General features: G+C 71.7%; 20 protein-coding genes. 10 read left to right on the top strand and 10 right to left on the bottom strand.

The features are described 5' to 3' along the window. Positions 1 to 24: 24 nt before the first annotated feature. Positions 25 to 1,224: a hypothetical protein gene (locus JYK02_RS06040; RefSeq protein WP_207049362.1), complete on the bottom strand. Its 1,200-nt coding sequence runs from the start codon at positions 1,222 to 1,224 to the stop codon at positions 25 to 27. A gap of 200 nt (positions 1,225 to 1,424) precedes the next feature. On the opposite strand from JYK02_RS06040, the gene JYK02_RS06035 reads away from it, so the two are divergent. Further along, positions 1,425 to 1,829, top strand: a complete 405-nt coding sequence (locus tag JYK02_RS06035; RefSeq protein ID WP_347402438.1) for a response regulator — start codon at positions 1,425 to 1,427, stop codon at positions 1,827 to 1,829. A 1-nt stretch (position 1,830) separates the two neighbouring features. On the opposite strand, the gene JYK02_RS06030 is transcribed toward JYK02_RS06035, so the two are convergent. The 6 genes from JYK02_RS06030 to JYK02_RS06005 form a co-directional block, all read right to left on the bottom strand. Further along, complete coding sequence (locus JYK02_RS06030; RefSeq protein ID WP_207049360.1) at positions 1,831 to 2,505, bottom strand: SOS response-associated peptidase; 675 nt, start codon at positions 2,503 to 2,505, stop codon at positions 1,831 to 1,833. Positions 2,506 to 2,597: 92 nt separating this feature from the next. Continuing rightward, on the bottom strand, positions 2,598 to 3,269 hold the full coding sequence (locus JYK02_RS06025; RefSeq protein WP_207049358.1) for a DUF2378 family protein: 672 nt from the start codon (positions 3,267 to 3,269) through the stop codon (positions 2,598 to 2,600). A gap of 68 nt (positions 3,270 to 3,337) precedes the next feature. Continuing rightward, a complete protein-coding gene (locus tag JYK02_RS06020) occupies positions 3,338 to 4,780 on the bottom strand; it encodes a sensor histidine kinase (RefSeq protein ID WP_207049356.1) in 1,443 nt (480 codons plus the stop codon). A 351-nt stretch (positions 4,781 to 5,131) separates the two neighbouring features. Continuing rightward, positions 5,132 to 6,775, bottom strand: coding sequence for a GMC family oxidoreductase (locus JYK02_RS06015; RefSeq protein ID WP_207049354.1), 1,644 nt, complete (start codon positions 6,773 to 6,775; stop codon positions 5,132 to 5,134). Positions 6,776 to 6,878: 103 nt separating this feature from the next. Continuing rightward, a complete protein-coding gene (locus tag JYK02_RS06010) occupies positions 6,879 to 7,379 on the bottom strand; it encodes a hypothetical protein (RefSeq protein WP_207049352.1) in 501 nt (166 codons plus the stop codon). A 96-nt stretch (positions 7,380 to 7,475) separates the two neighbouring features. Next, positions 7,476 to 7,667, bottom strand: a complete 192-nt coding sequence (locus JYK02_RS06005; protein WP_207049350.1) for a hypothetical protein — start codon at positions 7,665 to 7,667, stop codon at positions 7,476 to 7,478. A gap of 74 nt (positions 7,668 to 7,741) precedes the next feature. Between JYK02_RS06005 and JYK02_RS06000 the strand changes: the two genes are divergently transcribed. The 4 genes from JYK02_RS06000 to JYK02_RS05985 all read left to right on the top strand — a co-directional run bounded on the left by JYK02_RS06000 (position 7,742) and on the right by JYK02_RS05985 (position 14,573). Further along, positions 7,742 to 10,132 carry a glycoside hydrolase family 31 protein gene (locus JYK02_RS06000; RefSeq protein WP_207049348.1) on the top strand — a complete coding sequence of 797 codons (2,391 nt, stop codon included), beginning with the start codon at positions 7,742 to 7,744 and terminating at the stop codon, positions 10,130 to 10,132. Positions 10,133 to 10,285: 153 nt separating this feature from the next. After that, entirely contained in the window at positions 10,286 to 12,598 is a 2,313-nt protein-coding gene (locus tag JYK02_RS40740; RefSeq protein WP_207049335.1) for a PAS domain S-box protein, read from the top strand. Then, positions 12,595 to 13,050, top strand: a complete 456-nt coding sequence (locus JYK02_RS05990; protein WP_207049333.1) for a response regulator — start codon at positions 12,595 to 12,597, stop codon at positions 13,048 to 13,050. The genes JYK02_RS40740 and JYK02_RS05990 overlap by 4 nt, the downstream gene beginning before the upstream one ends. Further along, on the top strand, positions 13,050 to 14,573 hold the full coding sequence (locus tag JYK02_RS05985) for a sensor histidine kinase (RefSeq protein WP_207049331.1): 1,524 nt from the start codon (positions 13,050 to 13,052) through the stop codon (positions 14,571 to 14,573). Before JYK02_RS05990 ends, JYK02_RS05985 begins: the two co-directional genes overlap by 1 nt. A gap of 29 nt (positions 14,574 to 14,602) precedes the next feature. On the opposite strand, the gene JYK02_RS05980 is transcribed toward JYK02_RS05985, so the two are convergent. The 3 genes from JYK02_RS05980 to xth all read right to left on the bottom strand — a co-directional run bounded on the left by JYK02_RS05980 (position 14,603) and on the right by xth (position 16,938). Beyond that, on the bottom strand, positions 14,603 to 14,866 hold the full coding sequence (locus tag JYK02_RS05980; RefSeq protein WP_207049329.1) for a hypothetical protein: 264 nt from the start codon (positions 14,864 to 14,866) through the stop codon (positions 14,603 to 14,605). Positions 14,867 to 14,980: 114 nt separating this feature from the next. Continuing rightward, a complete protein-coding gene (locus JYK02_RS05975; protein ID WP_207049327.1) occupies positions 14,981 to 16,153 on the bottom strand; it encodes a threonine synthase in 1,173 nt (390 codons plus the stop codon). A 14-nt stretch (positions 16,154 to 16,167) separates the two neighbouring features. Continuing rightward, complete coding sequence (xth, locus tag JYK02_RS05970; RefSeq protein WP_207049319.1) at positions 16,168 to 16,938, bottom strand: exodeoxyribonuclease III; 771 nt, start codon at positions 16,936 to 16,938, stop codon at positions 16,168 to 16,170. Positions 16,939 to 17,102: 164 nt separating this feature from the next. Here xth and JYK02_RS05965 point away from each other — a divergent pair, with 164 nt between their 5' ends. The 5 genes from JYK02_RS05965 to JYK02_RS05945 all read left to right on the top strand — a co-directional run bounded on the left by JYK02_RS05965 (position 17,103) and on the right by JYK02_RS05945 (position 25,392). Then, positions 17,103 to 18,155, top strand: a complete 1,053-nt coding sequence (locus JYK02_RS05965) for a tetratricopeptide repeat protein (RefSeq protein ID WP_207049317.1) — start codon at positions 17,103 to 17,105, stop codon at positions 18,153 to 18,155. Positions 18,156 to 18,283: 128 nt separating this feature from the next. After that, positions 18,284 to 20,902, top strand: a complete 2,619-nt coding sequence (locus JYK02_RS05960) for a penicillin-binding protein 1A (RefSeq protein WP_242588471.1) — start codon at positions 18,284 to 18,286, stop codon at positions 20,900 to 20,902. After that, a complete protein-coding gene (locus JYK02_RS05955; RefSeq protein WP_207049310.1) occupies positions 20,899 to 22,251 on the top strand; it encodes a VCBS repeat-containing protein in 1,353 nt (450 codons plus the stop codon). The genes JYK02_RS05960 and JYK02_RS05955 overlap by 4 nt, the downstream gene beginning before the upstream one ends. Before the next feature lie 80 nt (positions 22,252 to 22,331). Further along, complete coding sequence (locus JYK02_RS05950) at positions 22,332 to 23,696, top strand: ABC transporter substrate-binding protein (protein WP_242588470.1); 1,365 nt, start codon at positions 22,332 to 22,334, stop codon at positions 23,694 to 23,696. Between the two features lie 46 nt (positions 23,697 to 23,742). Continuing rightward, positions 23,743 to 25,392, top strand: coding sequence for an ATP-binding protein (locus tag JYK02_RS05945; RefSeq protein WP_207049307.1), 1,650 nt, complete (start codon positions 23,743 to 23,745; stop codon positions 25,390 to 25,392). Positions 25,393 to 25,426 lie beyond the last annotated feature (34 nt).

The raw sequence follows: 25,426 nt of genomic DNA, 5'->3' as shown, positions 1-25,426 counted from the left end.
ATCCAGTGCTTCGGGGACGGTGATTCAGGGGGTTGGAGTGCTTGCCTGGCCACGGAGACGGTCGGGGTGTTTCGGTTTGTATTCATCCAGCGGAGGGAGGTCTCCCAGCGCGCTGGCGAGGACGCCCCAGCCGATGCGTGAGCGGAGCCAGCGGCCGGGAGGCCCGGGGATCCATGCCACGGAGGAGGCCAGGGTGGACATGCCGGAAGCAGGGTCCCGCAGGGTCACACCCCGCGTCCGGACTTCATGCGCTGCGAGCGTGGGACAGCCGGCCTCCGCCAGGTCGCGGTCGAGCGCGGCGGAGGCCGCTTCCAGGGCGGCGTCCGCGACAGGCTCCAGCAGCCGCGCGTGGAAGGCGGTCTCCGTCAGGGCGATGCAGCGGTTCGCCGGGGTCGCGCAGCGGCGGGCCTGACGGGCCACGTCCAGGGGCGCGGCGAGGCTGGCGAAGCGGGGGCCCGTCAGCAGCAGGGCGTTCATCCGGGCCGTCTGCTCGGCGGGCATGGGCGTCCAGTCCGCCGGGGGCGAGGGCATGGCGTCGTGGGCCATCCGCTCGATGTCGAGCAGGTTGACGGCGAGCGAGCCGCCCGCGAGCGAGTCCGTGCGCAGGCTCAGCCACGCCAGGTGGCGCACCTGCTGCGCGGCCTCCACCGGGTGGCCTGTCCTCATCCCGTGCAGCATGCGGAACTTCGCCCAGCGCTGGAGGAGGAAGAGGTCGGGGACCTCGCCCGCGACCCAGTTGAAGCGCCCTTCCGCGCTCAAGGGACTGCCGTTGAACAGGTCCCACCGGTCATACGCGAGCAGCCGGACCATCCAGTCGAAGTCCAGGCGGGACACGTCGATGTTCGCGGTGAGCCACCGGCCCTGTCTCAGGTCCAGGGCCTCCTCGCGCAGCGCTTCGGGGAGCACCAGCGGCGAGTCCTCCGGCGGCGCCCGCTTCAGGTCGCGCGACCAGGGCAGCCACGCGTTGAGCAACTGCCCCGCGTCCCCTTCCGTCCGGCCTTCGTGGAACCAGGGGTCCGCGTCCAGCGCGGCCTCCTGAGCGCAGTAGGCCTCCACGTTCGCGGTGAGCGCGTCGCGCTGGAGGCGCAAGGGGGCTTCGACCTTGTGCTGGAACCCCGTTTCCGCGCCCACGGCGCAGGCGCCGGCCAGCACGACGAGCCCCGCGACGGAGCCCGCGGCGATGCGCCGGCCCCGGTTCGGCGCGGCCTTGTCGGAGGACGTCATGCCCGAATTCTAGAAGGCTTTTTCCGGTGCACCCAGGAAGTGTCCGCGGCCGCCGCGCCACTGTTTCAGGGTAGACGGGCAACCAGCCCCCTGCCCTATTGGCCGGGCTGAGGACCGCCGACCCGGAATCAACGCCGGGCCCTGGGCAGTGCGGTGATTGGGCGACCTAGCTTTCTTTCGAACACACGGAAGAGAGAGCCGTGCCCGACGCGACGACCCCGCCCCTGATTCTCATCATCGATGACGAGCCGGAGCTGGAAGTGATGGCCCGGTACCTCGAGCTCGAAGGCTACTCCGTCCTGACGGCGACCAATGGCGAGGAGGGGCTGCTGGCCCTGGCCTCCTGCCGCAAGCCCTGCATCGTCCTGCTGGATTTGATGATGCCGGTGATGGACGGCTACGGCTTCCTCCGGCGCCTGAACGACGATGCGACCCTCTGCGGACTCCCCGTCTTCGTGCTCACCGCCAGCTTCCAGACGGAGCGCATGGCGGGCGTCGTGGGGCTGCTACAGAAGCCCCTGCACATGGAGCTGCTGCTGGAGGCCGTCGCGCCGTACTGCCCCTGCCCGCCGTCTGGAGAGAAGGAGCAATCCTCGGCGGGCTAGCTCAGGCCGCGATGCGGGCCACGCACTCCGGGCTGTCATTGGCGGGCGAGTTCACCCCGCGCGCCACTTCATAGACGTCCAGCGGCGCTTCCGGCGCGGGCACGAGCAGCGGCAGCAGGACGGCCGCCTCCTGGGGCTCCGGGCGCAGCCACACCGACTGGCCTTCCGGCGACAGGATGACGGGCATCCGGTCATGGATGGGCGCCATCAGCGCGTTGGGGCCGGTGGTGATGATGGTGCAGGTGCGTAGCACCTCGCCGGTGTCCGGCGCCGTCCACTCCTCCCACAGCCCCGCCAGCGCCAGCGGCTTCCCGTCGCGGTGGTGGAAGAAGTACGGCGTCTTGGGCTTCGTGGACTGCTTCCACTCGTACCAGCCGTCCACCACCACCAGGCACCGCCTGCGCTTCAGCGCCGAGCGGAAGCTGGGCTTCTCCGCCACCGTCTCACCGCGCGCGTTGATGAGCTTGTTGCCGATGGACGCGTCCTTCGCCCAGGACGGGATGAGCCCCCAGCGGAACACGTCCAAGAGCCGCGCGCCGTCATTGGGCACCACGGGCAACAGCTGCGTGGGACAGAGATTGAAACGCTCGCGCTCCAGCGTCGCGCGCGCGCCCGCGAGCTCCAGCTCGGCGACGAGCTGCGCGGGAGAGGTCCGGACGGTGACTCGGCCACACATGGGGATGAAGCGTAGCGCCCGGAGGCCGGGGCCGCACGTTCCGGACGCCCGGCCGGTGGGGGACCCGGCCCCGCACCGGGTGTCCCCGTGGCCTACTGGAACACCCGCCAGCGGGACTCCTTCGGGGCGCCCGGGGCCACCGTGACGGGCGCCTCCCAGGTGATGTGGTACTCGGTGTCCAGCAGGCCCAGCTTGCGCCCCTGGACGCGCGGGTTGCGGGCCCCCACCATGGTGAGCACCTCGCGCAGGACGCCCTCGTGGTAGGCGGCCGGCAGGAAGTCGCGCCGCATGACGAACAGCGCGTCCCCCTCCCCCTTCCAGTCGACGGAGCGCTCCCCGTAGCTCACCGCCATCTGGTAGCCGGACGGCAGGTTCGACACGAGCTTGCGCGCGTCGCCCGCGGCCAGGAGCAGGAACGTGCGGCCCACCGCGGACTCCAGGAAGCTGCGCGTGCCCTGCATGCCCATCTGCCGCAGCGCTTCGTCGAAGCCGCCCCAGCGCGGGGACAGCAGCCGCGCCGCCACCTGCGTCAGCTTGAGGAAGCTGGCCACCGGGTAGTTGAAGAAGCCCACGAAGCGGCGCTCGTCGGTGACGGCCCGGCACGCGGCCACCGCCTCCTCGCCCACGCCGGTGCGCACCGACTCCAGCACTCCCAGGAAGAACATGCCCCGGGCGGTGTCCTGCTCCGTCGCCGCCATTCGCCGCACCGCCCAGTCCGCGTCCACTGAGCCCGCTTCCGGGAAAGGCTTCGCCTGTGCCTGCATGTTCATCCTCCATGTTCGCGTGGGCCCACGCCCCACTTGCGAGTCGCCAGACTGCCGCTGCACTCACTTCAGGGATGCGCTACGGCACCGGCCGCCTGGATAGACGCGTCCGGGAAGAGGACTGTGAAGCGCGAGCCATGGCCGAAGTCGCTCTCCGCCTGGATGCGCGCGCCGTGGTCCTGCACCAGCCGCTTCACGATGGCGAGCCCCAGCCCCGTGCCGCGCAGCTTGGTGGTGAACATGGGCTCGAAGATGCGCTCCAGGAGCGGCGCGGGGATGCCCGGCCCGTCGTCCGTCACGCGCAGGCTCCAGCCTCCCTCGCCCCGCGCGTCGGCGTGCACGCAGACCGTCCCGGTGCGCTCCGGCGGGATGGCCTCCACCGCGTTCTGGATGAGGTTGATCAACACCTGCCGGAACTGCTCTCGGTCCAGGTGCGGCACCGGCAGCCCGTCCGGCACCTGGTTGTTCACGCGCACGCCCTCGCGACGGGGCACCACGCTGATGGCCTCCTCCACCAGCGGCTTGAGCGGACAGGGCGTGCGGCGCGGAGGCCGGCCCTTCGCGTAGTCCAGCAGGTCGGAGATGATGACCGAGCACGCCTGCAGCTCCCGGTCGATGATGTCCAGGAAGCGCGGGATGCGCGGGTCGCACGGCCAGGCCTCCGCCTTGCTCAGCCGGCGCAGGACGAACGCGTGCGCGGTGCGCGCGGCGGCCAGCGGGTTGCGCAGCTCGTGGCTGACGGTCGCGGTGAGCTGCCCCAGCGACGCCAGCCGCTCCATCCGCTCCGCGTGGTCGCGGAAGGCATGCACCTCGCGCACGGCGGCGTCCAGTTGCCCGGCCCGCAGCGCCAGCTCCTCTTCACTGGCGGCCTCCGCCAGGGCCTGGCGCCCGGCCCGCTCCCGCAGGTCGCGCAGCGCGTCCCGGCAGGCGACGAGCAACACCGCGTCGATGACGGCCACCCAGAAGGCGTGCTCCAGGAAGCGCCACCACTCCGGGTGCAGTTGGCCGTAGACGGACTCCGGCCACAGCGCGCCGCGCATGCAGTGGTCCACCACGATGGCCAGGCTGGCGCTGAGCAGCACCTTCGGGTCGCGGTAGAAGGACAGCACCGCCAGCGACCCGAAGATGTGGAAGTGCGTCTCGATGCGGCCCCCCGTCAGGTGGATGAGCAGCGCGGACCAGAGCATCTGGCTCACCGCCACCACGTGACGCGTCACCGCCTCCCCCGGGTGCACGCGCGCGAGCATCACCGGGAACACGCTCAGCGCCGCGCCCAGCAGCACCGCCGTCTGCACGTGCAGGTGCACCGCGCGCACCTTGCCCTCCCAGCCATAGGGAGACACGAACAGCGCCACCAGCACCGCGGCCACCCACTGCCCCAGCATCAGCCAGGTGAACAGGCCATCCACCCGCTTGCGAGACTCACGCAGCTGCAATGCCAGAAGCGCCGCCGTCCGCCCTTCCAGACCTGGAGAGACACTCACCGGAGCATGAAGGGAAAAGGCTGGCATGGACGCAGTCATCTCTTCACCCGACCAGAATGGTGGCGGAAGCGATTAACCCTGAAAAATAGGAACTACACGGAACTCCCCGAACCAACCATGCTGCCCGGGGGCACGAGGAGTGCCTGTGCTTGAACACTGCCGGCTCCCACCCACGCCGACGGTGTGAGACAGAGCCAGAGGGCGGCTCCATCCCGTGCATTGCCTGCCAACAATGACATCCTGGCCATCCCCGTTGCTACAGCAGCCAGCGCATCCGGGACCGGAGTACGAGGCCGGCGCCCAGCTCTGTCCAATGGCAGCGCCCCGGGTCTCAAGGGGGCACAGGGGGTGGGCGCGCACACGCGCCGAGGGGCACCTTCAGGAGGCGACGGCGTGGGGCCGCGAGGGCGCCTCGAGTGTCGCGTCGGTGTCGCCCCGGGGCAGCTCGCGGGCGGCGGGGATGAAGCTCATGGCGCGCTCGGCGAGCGCCGTGATGGTGAGAGAGGGATTGACGCCCGGGTTGGCGGAGATGGCCGCGCCGTCCACCACATACAGCCCCTCATAGCCATACAAGCGGTGGCGTGAGTCGATGGCGCCTGTCTTTGGCGAGTCCCCCATGCACGCGCCGCCCAGGATGTGCGCGGTCGTGGGGATGCCCATGAGCGTCTCACTGACCATGGTCATGGGGTAGCCATCCAGCTTGTCGGACACGCGCTTCGCCAGGTCGAAGGCCTCCGGCATGTTCGCGGTGGGCGCGGGGCCCTCCTGCAGGCCGGTGGTGAGGCCGGAGCGGAAGCCGGTGGTGAGCGCGCGGCCGCGGCGCATGCGCAGGTGGCCCTCCATGGTGCGCATGTACAGGAGGATCATCGTGCGGCGCGCGAAGTCCGGGACGAACCACGCCTGGAGGAAGCGCAGGGGCTTTCGCGCGAGCAGGCCCACCAGGCGCGCCATGCGCGTCCACGCGGTGGCGCCGGGGACGTGGGGCGCCATGAGCAGACGGAAGAAGCCGGAGCCCGCCGGGTAGCGCACGGGCTCCAGGTGCGAGTGCTCGTCGGTGTGGAGGATGGAGCCGATGGCGATGCCCCGGGACAGGTCGCGGTCCTTCTGCTTGTTGCCGCTGACGATGCCGATGAGCGCCTCGGAGTTGGTGCGCACGCCGTCGCCCACGCGCTCGGAGAGGTTCGGCAGGCCGTCCTTCGCGTCCTTGAGCTTGAGCAGCAGGTCCATGGTGCCCAGCACGCCGCCCGCGAAGATGACGTGCTTCGCGGTGAAGCGGCGGGTCTTGCGGAAGAAGCCGGTGCCCTGCTTCGCCGTCACCTCGTAGCCGTCACCGCCCGGCAGGGGGCGCACCCACGTCACCTCCGTGTCCGCGTGGAGGGTGAGGCCCTTCTTCTCCGCGAAGTAGAGGTAGTTCTTGTCCAGCGTGTTCTTGGCGTTGTTGCGGCAGCCCAGCATGCAGCCGCCGCACGCGTTGCAACCGGTGCGGTCCGGGCCCTCGCCGTTGAAGTAGGGGTCCTTCACGGTGACGCCGGGCTCGCCGAAGTAGATGGCCACGGAGGTGGACTGGAAGTCCGTGCGGCCCATCTCCTGGCCCACCTCCTTGAGCACCTGATCCGGGTAGGTGTTCAGCGGGTTGACGGTGGCGCCCAGCATGCGGCGCGCGGTCGCGTAGTGCGGCGCCAGCTCCTCCTTCCACGGCGCCAGGTGGCCCCAGGAGGAGGCGCCGAAGAAGTCGTCCTTCGGGATGGGCAGCGTGTTCGCGTAGACGAGCGAGCCGCCGCCCACGCCGACGCCGGACAGCACGGTGACGTGGCGGAAGAAGGTCATCTTGAAGAGGCCGCGCCAGCCCAGCCGCGGCATCCACAGCCAGCGCTTCAGGTTCCAGTTGGACTTGGGGAAGTCCTGGCCCTGGAGGCGCCGGCCCTTCTCCAGCATCACCACGCGATAGCCCTTCTCGACGAGCCGCAACGCGCTGACGCTGCCGCCAAACCCCGAGCCGATGACGAGCCAGTCGCAGTCCATGACGTCCTCTCCGTTCCCGGCGGCGCGCGAGTCCCCCGCGGCCAGGAGGTCCGCACTCTATGCCACGAGCGCGGGCCGTCCTCGCGGGACCTGTCGCACGCCCTCAGGACCGGGATGGCGCGGCCTGGCGCTTCGTGGCCTGCTTCCTCGCCCGGCGTGCGGCGGGCGTGTTGGCGACGAACTGGCGGCCCGCCTTGGAGCCCGCGCGCTTGCGCCGCTCGGTCGCCTTCTTCTGCGACGGGGTCAGGTGGGCCCAGGCCTCCTTGGGCAGGTAGCGCGCGGTGGTCTTTCCGTGACGCGCGCGCGTTCCTCCGTCCTGCGTGCCCCACTCCTCCTTCGTCCAGGAGTCCAGATGGCGCTGCGCACTGCCTCTGGAGCCCCGGTAGCCGCCGCCGGCCTTCTTGTACTCCGTGGCGAGGAGCTGGGCCTTGCGTGCGCTCCACTGTCCGGCGCGGCCGCCCTTGTCGCTCTTCATGATGCGCTTCTTGAGCCGCTCGCGCAGGGCGGGGTCCGTGTACCGGCCGCTGGCGCTGGCGGACGTGTGGCTCTTGTGCGCGGCGTGCTTGCGCCGGGGAGCGGCGGGGGTCTTCCGTCGGGTGGCCATGGGGCTCCTTTGCTTGTGACAAAGGTACGGACGCCCCGTGCGCGATGGCCTCCGCCGCCCCGCTGCCTGCTCTCTGTTTGGGAACCCGGATGGCCGCTACGTGGGCGCGGCGCCGGGCTCGCGGGGGCGGAACAGCGAGCACGCGCGCACCGGCTGGGGCGCGTACTTCTGGGGCAGCAGCGGACACATGATGAACGTGGAGGTCCGCGTCTGGACGTAGCGGGGCGGCGCGGCGCAGCGGTGGCAGAGGCTGTCGGGGAACGGCAGCGGATCCGGGGGCGACGTCATGGCAGTGGACAGCATGGCACGGGCCCGGAAGGAAAGGCGGGTGCGGGCCCCGCGCGCTCCCTAGATTCCAGGGCATGCACGTCGCTGACGCCCACGTCGAACCCTACCGGCTGCGCCTGTCCGGCCGGCATGCCGTCCTGGAGGTGTCGTGTCCGCTGCCCGGGGTGCTCCGGCTGCGGCACGCGCCGGTGGCGTCGGAGAGCGGCTTCCTCCATCCCGAGCTGCCCGGCAAGCGGTCCTGGTCCGTCATCGCCGAAGGGGGCCACGCGCTGAAGGTGGAGCGCGACGGCGACCGCGTGCGGGTGACGGCGGAGGGCGTGGCCCTGGACGTGGACGCGGAGTCGGGGACGTGGCGCTTCCGCGACGCGCGGGGGCGCGAGCTGGCGCGCTGCGTGGACGTGTCCGGTGAGGCGCAGGCCGCGTATCCCATGAGCCGGCATCGCGCGAGACTGGCGCTGCGGGCGCCCCCGGATGAGCGCTACCTGGGGTTCGGCGAGAAGGTGGGGCCGCTGGACAAGCGCGGCATGCACTTCACGTACTGGAACACGGACGTGGTGCCGCACCACCCGGACACGGATCCGCTCTACCAGTCCATCCCGTTCTTCGTGGGCCTGCGCGAGGGCGTGGCGTGGGGCTTCTTCCTGGACGAGTCCTGGCGCTCGGAGGTGGACGTGGCGCTCGCGGACGTGTCGCGGGTGGCGTGGGAGTCCTGGGGGCCGGAGCTGGACTGCTATCTGTTCGCGGGGCCGGGCATCGCGGACGTGGTGAAGCGGTACGCGGCGCTGACGGGGACGCCTCCCCTGCCCCCGCTGTGGAGCCTGGGCGCGCAGCAGAGCCGCTGGGGCTACGAGAGCGCGGACGACATCCGCGACGTCATCCGGGGCTACCGGCAGCGGGGCCTGCCGCTGGACTGCGTGTACCTCGATATCGATTACATGGATGGGTACAAGGTCTGGACCTGGGACGGGGCGCGCTACCCGGATCCGGCGGGCCTGGTGCGCGAGGCGGCGGCGCAGGGCGTGCGGCTGGTGCCCATCATCGACCCGGCGTTGAAGCTGGAGCCGGGCTGGAACGTGTACGAGGAGGCGAAGGCGCGCGACTACCTGGTGCGCTACGACCGGGGCGGCGTGCTGGTGGGCGAGGTGTGGCCCCGGCCCGCGGTGTTCCCGGACCTGACGCGCCCGGAGGTGCAGCGCTGGTGGGGCGGCCTGCACCGCGACTTCGTGGCGCTGGGCATGGCGGGGTTCTGGAACGACATGAACGAGCCGTCGTGCTTCGCGGTGCAGCCGGACGTGGGCATCCTCACGCTGACGAGCGAGCGCTCCGAGGGCGTGGGCAGGGTGGAGGGCAACACGCTGCCCTACGACGCCCGGCACGGGGACAAGCGGCACCTGGAGGTGCACAACGTCTACGCGCTGGGCATGGTGAAGGGCGCGTTCGAGGCCCTGCGCGAGCTGCGCACGGAGGCCCGGCCGTTCCTGCTGACGCGGGCGGGGTTCGCGGGCGTCCAGCGGTACTCGGCGGTGTGGACGGGGGACAACTCCAGCCACTGGACGCAACTGGAGACGTCGTTGCCCATGTTGATGGGCCTGGGCCTGGCGGCGGTGGCCTTCACGGGGGTGGACATCCCGGGCTTCATCGGCCGGGCGACGGGTGAGCTGCTGGTGCGCTGGATGCAGGCGGGCACGTTCTACCCGCTGATGCGCAACCACGCGGGCAAGGGCACGTCGCCGCAGGAGCCGTGGCGGTTCGGAGAGCCGTACCTGTCGCTGGCGCGAGCGGCGCTGGAGCGGAGATACCGGCTGCTGCCCACGCTGTACACGCTGATGCACGAGGCGTCGGAGACGGGACTCGCGCCGCTGAGGCCGCTCTTGATGGAGGCGCCCGGGGACGCGGAGGCGGCGGGGGCGTTTGATCAATTCCTGTTCGGCAGGGACCTGCTGGTGGCGCCGGTGGTGCGGCCGGGCCAGACGAAGCGGCTGGCGTACCTGCCAGCGGGTGAATGGCTGGAGTGGCCGGGCCTGGAGCGCACGGGCGCGGTGCGGCAGGGAGGACAGCACGTCATCGCGGAAGGACCGCTGGACACGGTGCCGGTGTGGCTGCGCGCGGGAGGCGCGGTGGCGCTGACGCGGCCCGCGATGCACACCACGGACGCGAACTGGAAGCACCTGGAGTGGCACGTGCACGCGGCGCCGGAGGTGCACGGCCGGCTCTACGAGGACGCCGGAGAGGGCTACGGCGAGTCACGGCTCACGGTGCTGCGCGGCGGCGTGACGGACGGAGTGCTGCGATTGGAGCGGAGCGAGACAGGGACGTTCAAGCGGGCCCGGACGGAGGAGACGCTCCGCGTGTATGGCTTGAAGTCCGTGAAACACGTCACGGGAGCCCGAGCACACCGTTTCGACAACGGCGTGCTGGAGCTCCAGGTCTCCGCGGACTGGACGCGACTGGACGTGACGCCGTAGGTCAGCATTCCCGGCTGGCCAGGGAGCAGGCGTTCGATGTGCCCGTGAGAAGGCCCGCAGGTGACACTGCGTGAAGCGAGGGGTTGCGCGCGCGCGTGCGACTGAGCACGACTCAAATGACATGGCTGAACACGCGCGACAGGGACGGAGGGTGTGAGGGACGCCGTAAGGCAGATCCTCTCCACGCCGCGGCCCTGGCCCACCCGGTTCATCGTGGCGGTCCTCGCCGCCCTGGTCAGCACCGGCCTCGCCGCGTTGCTCGAACCGTGGGTGGGCGGGCACTTCTTCGTCGTGCCGCTCAGCGGCGTCATCGTCAGCGCCCTGTATGGTGGCGTTGCCGCGGGGCTGACGACGACCGTGCTGAACATCGCCGGCTTCGTCCTCCTGCCCTACCTCCCGGTGACCCGCAGTCCCCTGATGGAGGACTTCCTCCGGGCGCTCGTCTTCCTCGTGGTGGCGGTCCTGCTGTCGTGGATCGGCGCGGCGCTGCGGGACTCCTACCGTCGGAACGAACAGGCACGGCTTGAAGCGGAGCACGCCCGCTCGGAGATCGAGCGCACGAGCGCCGCCCGGAGCGCGGCGGAAGAGGCACGGCGAGCGGCCGACGCGCGGCTCATCGAAGTGCTCGAGCGGATGTCCGATGCCTCCTTCGCGCTCGATGCGGACTGGCGCTTCCTGTACGTCAATCGGGAGGGCGAGCGGGTGATGGGCCACCGTCGCGAGTCCCTGGTGGGACAGCGCCTGTGGGACGTGTTCCCGGACGCCGTGGGCTCGACCTTCGAGCGCTCCTACCGGCAGGTCCTCGAGACGCAACAGCCCGTCGAGTTCGTTGAGTTCTATCCGCCTTTGCATGCCTGCTTCGAGGTGCGGGCGTTCCCGGTCCAGGACGGGCTCTCTGTCTTCTTCCGCGACGTGACGGCATCACGGCGCGCGCAGCAGTCCCTGCAGGAGAGCGAGGCGCGCTTCCGCTCCCTCGTGCTCGCCATCGCGCAGATGGTCTGGACGACGAGTTCAAGGGGCCTCATCGAGGAGGACAGCGCGAGCTGGCGGGCCTTCACGGGACAGACGTACGAGGAGATGAAGGGGTACGGATGGCTCGATGCGCTGCATCCCGAGGACCGGGCGCAGGCGGTGGGGGCCTGGAGGGAGGCGGTGGCCCGCCGCAGCCCCTACGAGGTGGAGTACCGCGTGCGCAGGCCCGACGGCACGTACACCCCGATGCTCGCGCGCGCGGCGCCCGTCCTCAACGCGGATGGGAGCGTCCGCGAATGGATGGGCACCAACATGGACATCACCGAGAGAAAGCGGGCCGAGGCCCAGTTGCTCGGGTACGCGGAGCGCCTGGAGGCGCTGCACGCCATCGACCGCGCCATCCTCCAGGCGGTCTCCCAGCAGGACGTCGCGCGCACCGCGCTCTCCTCCCTGCGCCGCCTCATTGGCTGCGAAGAGGCCAGCCTGCTCATCGCCGAGCCGGGCGAGGAGGTCTCCCGCTGGACCGTGAGCGTCGAGGCCCCGGAGACGCTGCGCCACGAGCGCCCCCGCTCCGCCAACGAGGCGCCCCCACGGGAGCGCCCCCATTGGCTGGAGCTGCCGCTCACGCTGGGGGGTGGCCGCCGGGGGGCCCTCCGGCTCTCGAGCACGCGCGAGGGGGCCTTCGACAGCATGGCCACCCAGGTGGCCGAAGAGGTGGCGGACCAGGTGGCCATCGCCCTGGAGCAGGGACGGCTGCGCCGTGAGCTGGAATTGCACGCCGGAAGCCTGGAGGCGCAGGTGACCGCCCGCACCGCGGAGCTGCAGGAGGCGAACGCCCAGCTGGAGGCCTTCAGCTATTCGGTGTCGCACGACCTGCGCGCGCCCCTGCGCGGCATTGACGGCTTCCTGCGGCTCGTCGAGGAGGACGTGGCCGGGTCCCTCTCCGAGCGCGGGCGGGGCTACCTGGCCCGCGTGCGCGCGGCGGCCGGCCGCATGGGGCAGCTCATCGACGACCTGCTCAAGCTGTCCCGGCTGTCGCGCGCGCCGCTGGAGCGGGGGGACGTGGACGTCAGCAGCCTGGCCGCCTCCGTGGCCGACGAGCTGCGGGCACGCGACCCCACGCGCGCCGTGGAGGTGAGCATCGCCCCCGGCCTGCGCGCGCGCGCCGACAACCGCCTGCTGCGGGTCGCCTTCGAGAACCTGCTCGGCAATGCGTGGAAGTTCACCGGGCGGCGCGAGACGGGGCACATCCAGGTGGGGAAGGCCGACGGTGCGTTCTTCGTCCGGGATGACGGCGCGGGCTTCGACATGGCCTACAGTGACAAGCTCTTCGCGCCGTTCCAGCGGCTGCACGACGCCACGGCGTACCCCGGCACCGGGATAGGACTCGCGACCGTGCAACGCATCGTGAGACGCCACGGCGGACGCCTCTGGACCGAAGCCGCGGTGGATCAGGGTGCGACCTTCTATTTCACCCTCGGAGACAGCCCATGAATGCCAGGTGCGGTACCGTCCTCCTCGTGGAGGACAACGCGGATGACGTGGACCTCTCCCTCATCGCCTTCGAGCGCGCGGGGCTGAGCGCCCAGGTGGTCGTGGCGCGCGACGGCGTGGAGGCGCTCGACTACCTTTTCGGGACCGGTCCCCACGCGGGCCGCGACGTGCGCGAACAGCCGAGGGTGGTCCTCCTGGACCTGAACCTGCCAAGGGTGAGCGGGCACGAGGTGCTGCAGCGCATGCGCGCCGACCCGCGGACCCGCGAGGTCCCCGTGGTGGTGCTGACCTCCTCGCTGGAGGAGCGCGACCTGCGTGAGAGCTACCGGAACTTCGCCAACTCCTACGTGCGCAAGCCGGTGAACTTCGACGAGTTCATCGAGGTGACGAAGCAACTGGGGGTCTACTGGACCACGCTCAACCGCGCCATGGCCCAGGGTGAGGTGGTGTGATGCCTGCCCCGCTGCGGGTCCTCATGGTGGAGGACAGCGAGGACGACGCGGAGCTCACCCTGGGCGAGCTTCGGCGGGGAGGCTTCGAGCCCTCGTGCGTGCGGGTGGAGGCGGCGGACACCCTGCGCGAGGCCCTGCGCGCCCAGACCTTCGACGTGATCATCTCTGATTTCACGATGCCCGCCTTCACCGGGCTGGACGCGCTGCGCATCCTCCAGGAGAGCGGCAAGGACATCCCCTTCATCCTGGTGTCCGGCAGCGTGGGCGAGGACGTCGCCGTGACGGCGATGCGCGCGGGCGCCCAGGACTTCTACGCCAAGGGCAACACCACCCGCCTGCCGGCCGCCGTGGAGCGGGAGCTGCGCGAGGTGGAGGTCCGGCGAGAGCGGCGGCGGATGGAGCTGGCGCTCGCGGAGAGCGAGGCGCTCCAACGGCAGATCCTGGAGAGCGTGCGGGACCACGCCATCTTCTCCGTGGACACGGAGCACCGCATCGCGAGCTGGAGCCCGGGCTGTGAGCAGGTCCAGGGCTACACGGCCGGGGATTTCATCGGGCTGCCGTTCGAGCGCCTCTTCACGCCGGAGGACATCGCGCAGGGGGTGCCGGAGGCGACGCTCCAGCAGGCGCGCGAGCGCGGGCAGTCCACGGGCGAGGGCATGCGGGTGCGCAAGGACGGCTCGCGCTTCTGGGCGCAGACGTCGCTCACGCCGCGGCTCGACGCGGCGGGGCGGCTGCGCGGGTACACGCAGATCATCCAGGACGTGTCGGAGCGCAAGCGGCTCATTGACGAACTCCAGGCCGCGGTGCGTGCGCGCGACGAGTTCCTCTCCATCGCGGGCCACGAGCTCAACACGCCCCTCACGTCGCTCCAGCTCCAGCTCCAGAGCCTGCGGCGGCCGGCGCGGCAGGCCGCGGTGGAGCCCGCGCAGGCCGCGCAGTTCAGCCCCAAGCTGGAGGCCGCGCTGCGCCAGGTGGCCCGCCTCGCGGGGCTGGTGACGACGCTGCTGGACGTGTCCCGCGTCTCCTCCGGGCGGCTGGAGCTGCGGCCCGAACCGGTGGACCTCACGGCGGTGGCGCACGAGGTGGCGGAGCGGCTGGAGGGCCTGCGGTCCTCCTCTGCGTCCACGCTGGAGCTGCGCGCGCCCGAGCCGGTGGTGGGCCGGTTCGACCGCCTGCGGGTCGAGGCCATCCTCACGAACCTGCTCGTCAACGCCTTCAAGTTCGGCGAGGGCAGGCCCGTGGTGGTGACGCTCGTGCGCAAGGACTCACTCGCGCAGCTGACCGTGCAGGACCGCGGCATCGGCATCGACGCGGCGGATCAGGCCCGGCTGTTCCAGCGCTTCGAGCGCGCCGTTTCCGACCGGCACTACGGCGGTTTCGGCATCGGCCTGTGGCTGGTCCGCCAGTTCGCCGAAGCGCACGGCGGCACCATCCACCTGGAGAGCGCCCCGGGCCAGGGGTCCGCCTTCACCGTGGAGCTGCCCATCGTGGACGCCGACGTCCGGGTGCCGCGTCCCGGCTAGCGCTGGACGTGGCGCCGTAGCCGCTTGTCTCAGGCCGTCGTTTCCCAGGCAGCCATCGACGCGTACTTCATCGTCGGGTCCTGCATCATCGCCTTGATCTCCTCCAGCTTCTCCGTCTGGAAGGTCACCACGAAGGCCTTCGAGTCCTTGATACCGTGCTCCACCGCGAAGCTCCGGGTGCTACCCACGACGGTCACCGTCCGGGCCAGCTTGTTGGACAACACGGAGTACTTCACGTCGTCGGCCAACCGCTCGTTGCTCGTCTCAATCTGGATGAAGTGCATGTCACCCATAGTACGAGCCGTCTTCACAAAGACAAGCAAGACATCCAGATTTCGACCGACACATCGCGCCAACCAGATTCTGGGATTCTCATTCTTGAATCCCAGCCATCCAGGAAGCCCTGCTCACCACAAGGGCGCCATGTTCTCCACGTATTTGAAGCCCGTGCCCGTGTTGAACACGACCACCGTCTCCTCCGGCTTCACGTCCCCGGCGGCGTGCAGCTTCTTGAGCGCCGCCACGCACGCGCCGCCCTCCGGCGCCACGAACAGGCCCTCCGCCGCGGCGATGTCCTTCGTGCCCTGGACGATCTCCTCCTCCGTCACCGACACCGCCGTGCCGTGACTGTCCTTCACCGCGCGCAGGATGAGGAAGTCGCCCAGCGCCTTGGGCACCCGCAGGCCGTGCGCGTGCGTCGTCGCCCCCTGCCACATGGGCGCGTCCGGCTTGCCCTCCGCGTGCGCCTTCACGATGGGCGCGCACCCTTCCGCCTGCACCGCCACCATGCGCGGCCGCCTGGAATCAATCAGCCCCATGGCCTCCATCTCCTCGAAGGCCTTCCACATCCCGATGAGCCCCGTGCCCCCGCCCGTCGGGTAGAGGATGACGTCCGGCAGCGTCCACCCGAGCTGCTCCGCCAGCTCGTAGCCCATCGTCTTCTTGCCCTCGACGCGGTACGGCTCCTTCAGCGTGGCGCACTCGTACCAGCCATGCTCCTTCGCCAGCCCCGCGCACACGCGGCCCGCGTCGGAGATGAGCCCCTCCACCGTCTCCACGTGCGCGCCGTACGCCCGCGTCTCCATCAGGAACAACGACGCGATGTCCTTCGGCACGAAGACGTGTGCCTCCAGCCCGCCCCGCGCCGCGTACGCCGCCAGCGCGCTGCCCGCGTTGCCCGCGGAAGGTAAACACACCGCCTTCGCGCCCAGCGCCTTCGCCATGGAGACGGCGGCGGACAGGCCTCGCGCCTTGAAGGAGCCCGTGGGGTTGCCGCTCTCGTCCTTCACCAGGACCTGCTTCAATCCCAGCCAGGAACCCAGCCGGGGCGCGGAGAGCAGCGGCGTGAAGCCCTCGCCCAGCGTCAGGCGGTGCGCCGGGTCGTCCACAGGCAGCACCTCGTGGTAGCGCCACATGGAGCGCTCACGCCCGGGCAGCGCTTCCTTGCGCAGCGTCTTCGCCGCGCGCTCCAGGTCGTAGCGGGCGAACAACGGCGCCTGACACGCCGTGCACAGGTTCCACACCTTGCCCGGCGCGAACGTCTGGTCACACTTCGTGCATTCAAGTCGGAGGACGGACATGCCTCCGACTCTACTCAGTCCTTCAACTCCAGCCACACCGGCGCGTGGTCCGACGGCTGCTGTCCCTTGCGCTCCTCGCGGTCCACGTCACACGCCGTGAGCCGGGGCACCAGCGGCGCCGTGAGGAACAGGTGGTCGATGCGCACGCCCTTGTTCTTGGGGAACATCAGCATCCGGTAGTCCCACCAGGAGAACTTCTGCACGTCCGGGTGCAGCTTGCGGAACGCATCCGTGAGCCCGAACGCGCACACCTGCTGGAGCGCGTCCCGCTCCTTCAACGTGAAGAGCGTCTGCCCTTCCCACTGCGCCACGTCGTACACGTCGATGGGCTCCGGCGCGATGTTCCAGTCCCCGCCCATCACCACCCGGTCATCCGGCTTGTGGCGCGTGTCCAGGTAGTTGCGCAGCCGCCGGTACCACTCGAGCTTGTAGACGTACGCGGGTGAGTCCACCTGCTGCCCGTTGGGCGCATAGGCGCTCACCACGCGGATGCCGTTCACCGTCGCGGAGATGAAGCGCGCGTGCGTGTCATCCACCCCGTCAGACAGGCCCCGGATGACATCCGTGGGCTCCGTCTTCGCCAGGATGGCCACGCCGTTGTACGTCTTCTGCCCGTGCACCGCGGCGAAGTAGCCCGCCTCCTTCACCGCGTCGAAGGGGAAGTCCGCGTCGGTACACTTGAGCTCCTGCAGGCACAGCACGTCTGGTTGGGCGCTCTTCAGCCAGTTGACCAACCGCTGCTGCCGGGCCCTCACCGAGTTCACGTTCCAGGTCGCGATTCGCATGCGGCGCGGACCGTCGCACGCGGCCCACGCCCCTGCCACGCTTTTCCCCCGCCGCCTGTGGCCCCAGGGACACACCGGAGGGCCTCCCGAGGGAAGAACCGTTGGCACACCGGTCGCAATAGGAGGTCCCGGGCCGCCACCACCGTGGCCCCAAGGGGATTGCCATGAGCCCGAAGACGCGCACCCGGTCCCGCCCCAACGCCTCCTTCCGGCGCTTCACCGTGCCGCCCGCGCTCCGCAAGGCCCTCGTCCCCGCCGCGCTCGCCGCCCTGGGGCTCGCCGCCTGGGAGGACGTCCCGCTGCCCCGCCTGCTCAAGCCCTGGCTCGCCCACGCCGTCGAGGCCCGCACCGGGCAGGCCCCTGTCGCCGCCGCTCCCACCCTGCCGCTGGAGGCCTCAGGCCACGAGCCGGTGTCCGCCCCGCGCCTCCTGGACGAGACCGCTCCGGTGGAGGCTCCCGCCGGGGTTCCGTCCGACGCCCTGTCGCTGCCGCACACGCACGCCCGCCGGGTGGACCACGTGGCCCGAGCCCAGGGGCTGCGCGAGCTGGGCGACCTGTCCGGGGCGGTGACGGAGCTGCGCCGCGCGCTGCACGACGACCCGGGCGCCACGGACGCCCTGGCCTGGCTCGCGCGCACGGCGCGGCTGGCCGGGGACACCAAGCTCGCCATCGACGCCTATGGCCGGCTGGGCCAGGCGGAGCCCCATGACGCGGGGGCGCTGGTGCAGCAGGCGCGGCTCCTGGTGTCGGAGGGCCGCTTCCCGGAAGCGGTCCACGTGGGGGAGGAGGCGCTCCTGCGCGACCCGGAGGACCCGGAGGTGTACCAGGTGCTCGGCCGCGCCCACCTGGGCGCCAACGAACTGTCCTCCGCCATCCTGCGCTTCCAGCAGGCGGTGCACCTGGACCCGGAGCACGGCCACGCGCTCAACAACCTGGGCTTCGCCTACCTGCGCGCCAACGACAACGCCCGCGCGGTGGAGGTCCTCACCCAGGCCGCGGGCCTCCTGCCCCACGTGGCCTACGTGCAGAACAACCTGGGCGTCGCCTGCGAGCGCCTGGGCCGGCTGGAGGAGGCCCGCGCCGCCTACGCCGCCGCCACCCGGCTGTCGCCCCGCTACGTGCAGGCCCGCGTCAACGCGGAGCGGGTGGGCCGCGTCGCCCGGGCGGACCCGGCGGCCCCGGTCCTGCCGGAAGCCCTCCCGCCCGTCACGCCGTAGGGCGGGCGGCCAGGAATCAGCCCCTGTCCCGGGGGGCTGGGCCCGCATGGGTTCACCCCGCCCGCCCCCCGGTCTAACCTGCCCACCTTCTTCCCGCCTTCACGAGCGTCATGACTCCGGCCCGACCGATGCCCTCCTCTCCCGAGCCTCTCCCCCCGGCCCCGACCGGAGCCCCGCCGCCCAGGAAGGGTGGCTTCGGCGCCGCGCTCTGGCGCTGGACGAAGCGGCTCCTGGTGCTGGGCGTCGTGGGCCTGCTGCTCGTCATCGGCGTGGGCGTGGGCACGTACATCTACTTCAGCCGCGACCTGCCGTCCGTGGAGTCGCTGCGCAACTACCAGCCGCCGCAGGTGACGAAGGTGACGTGCGCGGACGGCTCGCTGTGCGCGGAGTACGCGCTGGAGCGCCGCACGCTCATCCGCATCGAGGACCTGCCGCCCCACGTGCGCAACGCGTTCCTCGCCGCCGAGGACGCGGACTTCTACAAGCACGAGGGCCTGGACCCCTTCGGCATCCTGCGCGCGGGCGTGAAGAACCTCATCCCCGGCAGCCGCAAGTCCGGCGCGTCCACGCTCACGCAGCAGGTGGTGAAGAACATGCTGCTGACGCCCGAGCGCAGCCTGGGCCGCAAGATCCGCGAGTGGATCCTCACCCCGCGCCTGGAGCAGGCGCTCACGAAGGATCAGATCCTCAGCCTCTACATCAACGGCGTGTACTTCGGTCAGCGCCGCTACGGGCTGGAGGAAGCCGCGCTCTTCTACTTCGGCAAGCACGCGAAGGACCTGTCCGTGGGCGAGGCCGCCGTGCTCGCGGGCACCGTGCAGTCTCCGCACCGCATCAACCCGGTGGCGAACATCACCCGCGCCAAGGCGCGCCAGCGCTACGTGCTGGAGCAGATGGCGGGCCAGGGCTTCGTGCCGCGCGCGGTGGTGGACGCGGAGAAGGAGAAGCCCATCGTGCTCGCGCCGCGCAAGCCGGTCAGCGCGGGCGCCTACTACGCGGAGGAGATCCGCCGCACGCTCATCGAGCGCTATGGCGAGAAGACGGTCATGGAGGGCGGCCTGCGCGTGAACATCGCGCTCATGCCCAAGCTCCAGGCCACCGCCGAGCAGGCCGTGCGCGACGGCCTGGAGGCCGTGGACCGGCGCCAGGGCTACCGGGGCGCGCAGGGCAAGTTGGAGGAGGCGCAGTGGAAGCGCTACCGCGAGCTCATCGTCCAGCGCATCGAGGAGGCCGGCCGCCGGCAGAAGGACCAGGGCTATGTCGCGGACCTGGCGCCGCTCGCGCAGCCGCTCGCGGCCCCGGCTCCGGCGCCCAAGTCACCCACCGCGCCCGAAGCGGAAGGCGCCGAGGAGCAGCGTCCCGCCGCGCTGGCCGCGGACACGGACTCCGAGGAAGAGGAGGTCCAGTCGCCGGAGCGCGCGCGCGTGGGCCAGGTCCTCCTCAAGCCGATGGAGGAGGGCCTGCGCCTCACCGGCTACGTCACGGAGGTGGACACGAAGCGCGACGTGGCGCGCGTGGACCTGGTGGGCCGCACCGCGGAGGTGTCCTTCGCTTCCGTGAGCTGGGCGCGGCAGAAGAAGCAGAAGGCGCCCAGGAACATCGCGGACGTCTTCACGCCCGGAGAGCTGGTGTTCGTGCGCGTGCTCAAGGCCCCTCCGGCGCCGGCCTTCGTGGAGGCCACGTTGGATCAGGTGCCCGTGGTGCAGGGCGGGCTCGTGGTCATCAACCCGGCCAACCGCAACGTGGTGGCCATGGTGGGCGGCTACGACGCGGAGCGCTCGTCGTTCAACCGCGCCACGCAGGCGAAGCGGCAGCCGGGGTCGTCCTTCAAGCCCTTCATCTACGGCGCGGCGCTGGCCAGCGGCCGCTTCACGCCGCTCTCCATGGTGAACGACGCGCCGGAGTCCATCCGCGACCCGTACACGGGCAAGGAGTGGCGGCCGAAGAACTTCGACGGGCGCTTCGAGGGCCCCATGACGCTGCGCACGGCGCTGAGCAAGTCGAAGAACACCGTGTCCGTGCGGCTCATCGAGGCGATTACGCCCGCGACCGCCATCGACTTCGCGCGCCGGGCGGGCATCCGCTCCGCGATGCCGGAGAACCTCACGCTGGCGCTGGGCACCGGCGAGGTGACGATGCTGGAGGCCGTCAACGCGTACGCCACGCTCCAGGCGAACGGCCGCTACGCGGAGCCGCTGACGCTGCTGCGCGTGCAGGACGCGAAGGGCACCGTGCTGGAGGAGCACCAGCCGGCCTTCGAGGAGACGCTGCCTCCGGCCGTGGCGTACCTGACGACGTCGCTGATGCGCAGCGTGGTGGAGGACGGAAGCGCGCGCGCGGTGCGGGAGCTGAACCGGCCCGCGGCGGGCAAGACGGGCACCACCAACGAGTCCAAGGACACGTGGTTCAACGGCTACACGATGGACTGGGTGGCCAGCGCGTGGGTGGGCTTCGATGACAACTCGCCCCTGGGCAGCAGCGAGACGGGTGGCCGGGCCGCGCTGCCCATCTGGCTCAACTTCATGCGGGTGGCGGAGGACGGCCTGCCCGCGCGCGACTTCGAGGTGCCTCCGGGCGTCACCCAGGTGCGCATCGACCCGGTGACGGGGCTGCTCGCGGGCAACGCGGTCCCGGGCCGGCTGGAGCCCTACCTGGAGGGCACCCAGCCCACCGCCGAGGCCCCGCCGCCCGGACAGGTGACTCCGGACAACTACTTCCTGGAGGAAGGTGGCAAAAGGGGCCTGTGAGTCGCTCGCTCCTGCCGCTGGTCCTCGCGCTCGCGTTCGTCCTGCCCGCCCGTGCGGAGTCGGACGAAGGCGCGCCTCCCGCCTCCGCCCGACTGGCCCTGGCCGTGGCGGATGCCATTCGCGGTGCGCCCGCCGAAGCGCCCGTGGCCCTCTGCCTGTCCGGAGGTTCCGCGGAGCTGCGCCGCGCGTTCGGGACGCTGCTGGCCGCGCGGCTCTCGGCCATGAACCTGGGGCCGGTGGTGCTGGACGTCCCGCCCGAGCGCGCCGAGGCCGCCGCGCGCGAACAGGGAGCCCGCTCGCTGGCGCGGCTCACGCTGGACGTGGAGGGCGGAGAGCTGGTGGCGCGAGGCGACGTGCTGGGCACGTGGGTGAACTTCTGGTCGGGCCGCACGCCCACGCGCCCGCCGAAGCCCGCCGCCGCCGTGGCGGAAGGCGTGGAGGCGGACGCCGCGGTGCTGGCGCTGGCCGCGGTGGGGACGCCGTCGTCGGGAACCGCCAGTCCGGGTCCGAGGGAGCGGCGGCCGGTGCGCCTCTTGGGCGCGGTGTTCGCCAGGCTGGAAGCGCCGCTGGGCGCGCTGGCGGCGGGCGATTTGGACGGCGATGGCCGCGACGAGGTGGCCGCGCTCACGGAGCACGAGGTGGTGGTGTTCGGCGCGGACGGGCGGGTGCTCGCGCGCAGGGAGCTGGAGGGAGCGGCGGCAGCGGCGACGACGCGCGAGCCCTTCGGAGCGCTGGCGGTGCTGACGGGACCGCCGAGGCTGGCGGCCTGGAGCACGCGGTACGCGCGCGGCGAGGTGCTGGTGCTGGACAGGGCGAAGGGGACGCTGCGCCCGTCGGGGACGCTGGACGCCGCGCCGCTGGGGACGGCGGAGCGAGGGGCGTTCGTGCCGGGGCAGACGGTGTTCGCGCCGGAGGTGCGGCTCGCGGACGGGAGGAGCCTCACGGTGCCCGCGCCCTTCGGCACGGCGAGCATCGCGGCCCCGCGCATGTTGTTCGTGCACGCGGACGGCACGGCATCGCTCTACGCGCGACCCGCATCCGCGCCGGCGAAGCTGTCCGGGCTGGGAGCAGGCAGCGCGCTGGGAGACCTGGATGGAGACGGAGTGCCGGAGCTGCTCACCACGTCGCCACAGCTCCAGCCGACACCGGATGCGCTGCGGGTGTTCGCGCTGACGTCCGACGCGCCGCTGGCGCACGAGCCCCTGTGGCAGGGAGCGCTACCGCCGGGCCGGGCGCTGTACGTGGTGTCAGCGGACCTGGACGGCGACAAGCGCCGCGAAGTCCTCGTGGGCTCCTGGAAGCCCGACGGCACGAGCGAACTGTTCCTCCTGCGCCAGGGTGCACCGTGATGAAGGGCGACATGCACCGCGCGGCACTGCGATCCGCTAGCACAGACAAGCCGTTCCGCTTGCGCCAGGAGGGCACCGTGATGATCCGTTCCGCCCTCGCGAGCCTTGTTCTTCTTTCCTCCGTGCCCGCGTTGGCGGCCAGCCGTCCTCGTTACGGCGGTGAGCTGCGGGTGGCCCATGCGGGCCCACCTGAAATCGGCGAGCCCGCGCTTGCTGACACGCCCATGGAGGCCGCGCTGCTGGGGCTGCTGACGCGGCCCGTGTGTCGCGCGGAGACTGGCGGACAGGTGCGCCCGACGCTGTCGCGTGAGCTGTCACGGCCCGTGCCGCAGGCCCTGCGCGTGGCCATGCCTTCCGCCGCCAGTGCCACTGCCCTGGCCCGCGCATGGACGCGGCTGTCGTCCCCGGAGTCACCGTCTCCTTACCGCGCACTGCTGTATCCACTGCGTGGCGAGGGCCGGCAGGTGACGGCCTCGGGCGCCACGCTGGACCTGGCGTTGGCCTTCCCCTGGCCCGACCTGGAACGCTCGCTGTGTCACCCTGCCCTCGCGACGCCGCCATCGCCTGCGTCCGGTCCGTTCAGCGCCGCGGGCCGGGGCGTGCTGGAGGCCCAGGTCGCGTGGCCCGAGGGCCGGCCCTACCTGGACCGGCTGGCGCTTACCGCCACGGATGAACGGGGCCTCACCCGGCTGTGGTCCGCCCGGCAGGTGCAGGTGGAGCTGGGCATCCCTCCGGACAACGACACGCTCACGGGCGCCGCGCTGTACGCGACCTATCTGGCGTATTCGCCCCGGAAGGTGCCCGCGGACTTCCGTCAGGCCGTGGAGAGCGCCATCGACCGCGAGGACCTCACGCGCCTGTTCGTGAAGGGGCCCGCCGTGCCCATGGCGAACCTGCTGCCGCCCGCGCTGATGCCCCAGGCCTCCAAGGCCCGCCCCGGCACTCCCCCGGCGGGTGCGACGCGCAAGGTGACGCTCGCCTATGACGCCGCGCTCGCGGATCAGCGCGCCGTGGCCGAACGCATCCAGGTGAAGCTGCACGACCAGGGCTACACCGTCGCGCTGGAGCCCCAGTCGCGCGCCGCGCTGCGCAGCCGTCAGGCCCGGGGCGACTTCGAGCTGATGCTCAGCGCGTTCCTCCTGCCGCCCGTCCCCGGCCCTGCGCTGGCGGTGGTGCTGGAAGCCGGCGGCCGCAGGGACCTGCTCGGCGTGGAGCTGCCTCCCATTGGAGCGCTCACGGACGCCGGAGCCCGCGACGCGCGAAGCCGCGAACGGGCCCTGGCGCTCGCCCCTTCCGTGCCCCTCATCCCGCTGTACGCCCAGGGCCTCGCCCTGCGCGCGGCGCCGGAGGTGACGGGGCTGATGCTGGATGCCCAGGGCCTGCCGGTGCTCGAAGGCGCCTGGCTCGCGCCCGTCGAGGCGTCAGGTGGCGGAGGGCGGCAATGAACGCGGCCCACGCGCATCAAACGGCCCCCAGGAAGGACCGGCCCGCATGCGGCTGAGGACCCGGCTCGCGCTCGCGTTCGCCCTGCTCGCGCTGGTGCCGCTGGCGATCGTCGTTCCCCTCACGCTGACGCGCCTTCGCGAGACGCTGTCGCGCGAGCTGGACGCGCGCATGACGGCCGCCACCACCTCCGCGCAGGAGTCCCTGGAGCGCTCCGCCGCCAACGCGCGCCGCGCCGTCGAGGAGCTGGTGGAGAGCCCCGCCATGGAGGACCTCGTGCGCGAAGCGCGCTCGGCCCCCCTGCGCGCCATCCAGGCCAACACCGCCGAGGGCCTGATGAAGAGCCGAGGCCTCACCGTGCTCGCCCTCTTCGACCGCAACGGCACCGTGCTGTCCTCCGGCCACCTGCCCGCCCGGCGCGGAGACCCGGACCCCGTCCTCTTCGCCGTGACCAAGGAGAAGTCCCCCAAGCCCGTCCCCGTGCGCGTGGACGTTCGCGGCGACGCGGGCCTGCGCCAGGTCCCCGCGCTCGTCACCGCGCGCCCCGTGGACTACGGCGACGTGCGCCTGTGGGCCGTGGGCGGCGTGGTGCTGGATGACGGCCTGGCCCAGCACCTGGCCCGCCTCACGCAATCCGACGTCACGCTCCTGTCCGGTGACACCCAGGTCGCGCACGCCGGCAGCGCGGCCCCGCCCACCGTGGAGCAGGTGCTGCCCCTGGGCAACGCCGCCTCCGTGCGCCTCACCTTCAGCCGAGCCGCCGCGCGTGAAGCGGAAGAGGGCGTCATGCGCGCGTTCCTCCTCCTCGCGGGCCTGGGCCTGGCCTTCGCCGCGCTGCTGGGCATGCTCGTGTCGCGCTGGATGACGCGGCCCGTGGAGGCCCTCACCTCCGGCGCCCGCCGCGTGGCCGAAGGCGCGCTGGACGTCCAGGTGACGGCCCGCGCCACCGGCGAGGTGGGCGAGCTGGTCCGGACGTTCAACCACATGACGTCCGAGCTGAAGAACACCACCGAGCGCCTGATGGCCACCGAGCGCATCGCCGCGTGGCAGGAGGTCGCGCGGCGGCTGGCGCACGAAATCAAGAACCCCCTCACGCCCATCCGCATGTCGCTGGAGACGCTGATGGCCGCCCACGAGGCGCGCCACCCCAGCTTCCCCACCCTCTTCAAGGAGAGCGCGGGCGTGGTGCTGGAAGAGGTGGAGCGGCTCCGGCGCATCGTGGACGAGTTCAGCCGCTTCGCGCGCCTGCCCAAGCCCCAGCTCGCGCCGGTGGACCTGAGCGAGCTGGCCCAGAGCGTCCTGTCGCTGTACGCCGCGCCGCCCGAAGGCATCCAGTTGCAACCCGCGCTCCAGACGGGCGTGGTGGCCCGCGCGGACCGCGACCAGCTCACGCAGGTGCTCGTCAACCTGGTGAAGAACGCGGAAGAAGCGATGACGGGCAGGGGCGGCGCGCTGCGCGTGCGCGTGAAGGGCACCGACGCGGACGCCATCGTCGAGGTGGAGGACGAAGGCCCCGGCATCCCCCTGGAGCACCGCGCCCGCATCTTCGAGCCCTACTTCACCACCAAGGACGGCGGCACCGGCCTGGGGCTCGCCATCGCCGCGCGCATCCTCCAGGAGCACGGCGGCCGGCTGGAGGTCGGCGGAGAGCCGGGCCAGGGCGCCCGCTTCAGCGTCGTGCTCCCCCGCGCGAGCTGACCGGAACCACCCCCGCAGGCAAGAAGGCCCGGCA

This window comes from Corallococcus macrosporus, assembly GCF_017302985.1.
Classification (GTDB): domain Bacteria; phylum Myxococcota; class Myxococcia; order Myxococcales; family Myxococcaceae; genus Corallococcus; species Corallococcus macrosporus_A.
Note: the sequence above shows the minus strand (reverse complement) of the source record. Positions and strands in the feature narration are given on the sequence as shown.

Coding starts and splice junctions, on each gene's coding strand:
- JYK02_RS06040 (WP_207049362.1), bottom strand. CDS start 1,224: ATGACGTCCTCCGACAAGGCCGCGCCGAACCGGGGCCGGCGCATCGCC.
- JYK02_RS06030 (WP_207049360.1), bottom strand. CDS start 2,505: ATGTGTGGCCGAGTCACCGTCCGGACCTCTCCCGCGCAGCTCGTCGCC.
- JYK02_RS06025 (WP_207049358.1), bottom strand. CDS start 3,269: ATGCAGGCACAGGCGAAGCCTTTCCCGGAAGCGGGCTCAGTGGACGCG.
- JYK02_RS06020 (WP_207049356.1), bottom strand. CDS start 4,780: ATGCCAGCCTTTTCCCTTCATGCTCCGGTGAGTGTCTCTCCAGGTCTG.
- JYK02_RS06015 (WP_207049354.1), bottom strand. CDS start 6,775: ATGGACTGCGACTGGCTCGTCATCGGCTCGGGGTTTGGCGGCAGCGTC.
- JYK02_RS06010 (WP_207049352.1), bottom strand. CDS start 7,379: ATGGCCACCCGACGGAAGACCCCCGCCGCTCCCCGGCGCAAGCACGCC.
- JYK02_RS06005 (WP_207049350.1), bottom strand. CDS start 7,667: ATGACGTCGCCCCCGGATCCGCTGCCGTTCCCCGACAGCCTCTGCCAC.
- JYK02_RS06000 (WP_207049348.1), top strand. CDS start 7,742: ATGCACGTCGCTGACGCCCACGTCGAACCCTACCGGCTGCGCCTGTCC.
- JYK02_RS05990 (WP_207049333.1), top strand. CDS start 12,595: ATGAATGCCAGGTGCGGTACCGTCCTCCTCGTGGAGGACAACGCGGAT.
- JYK02_RS05985 (WP_207049331.1), top strand. CDS start 13,050: ATGCCTGCCCCGCTGCGGGTCCTCATGGTGGAGGACAGCGAGGACGAC.
- JYK02_RS05980 (WP_207049329.1), bottom strand. CDS start 14,866: ATGGGTGACATGCACTTCATCCAGATTGAGACGAGCAACGAGCGGTTG.
- JYK02_RS05975 (WP_207049327.1), bottom strand. CDS start 16,153: ATGTCCGTCCTCCGACTTGAATGCACGAAGTGTGACCAGACGTTCGCG.
- xth (WP_207049319.1), bottom strand. CDS start 16,938: ATGCGAATCGCGACCTGGAACGTGAACTCGGTGAGGGCCCGGCAGCAG.
- JYK02_RS05965 (WP_207049317.1), top strand. CDS start 17,103: ATGAGCCCGAAGACGCGCACCCGGTCCCGCCCCAACGCCTCCTTCCGG.
- JYK02_RS05960 (WP_242588471.1), top strand. CDS start 18,284: ATGCCCTCCTCTCCCGAGCCTCTCCCCCCGGCCCCGACCGGAGCCCCG.
- JYK02_RS05950 (WP_242588470.1), top strand. CDS start 22,332: ATGATCCGTTCCGCCCTCGCGAGCCTTGTTCTTCTTTCCTCCGTGCCC.
- JYK02_RS05945 (WP_207049307.1), top strand. CDS start 23,743: ATGCGGCTGAGGACCCGGCTCGCGCTCGCGTTCGCCCTGCTCGCGCTG.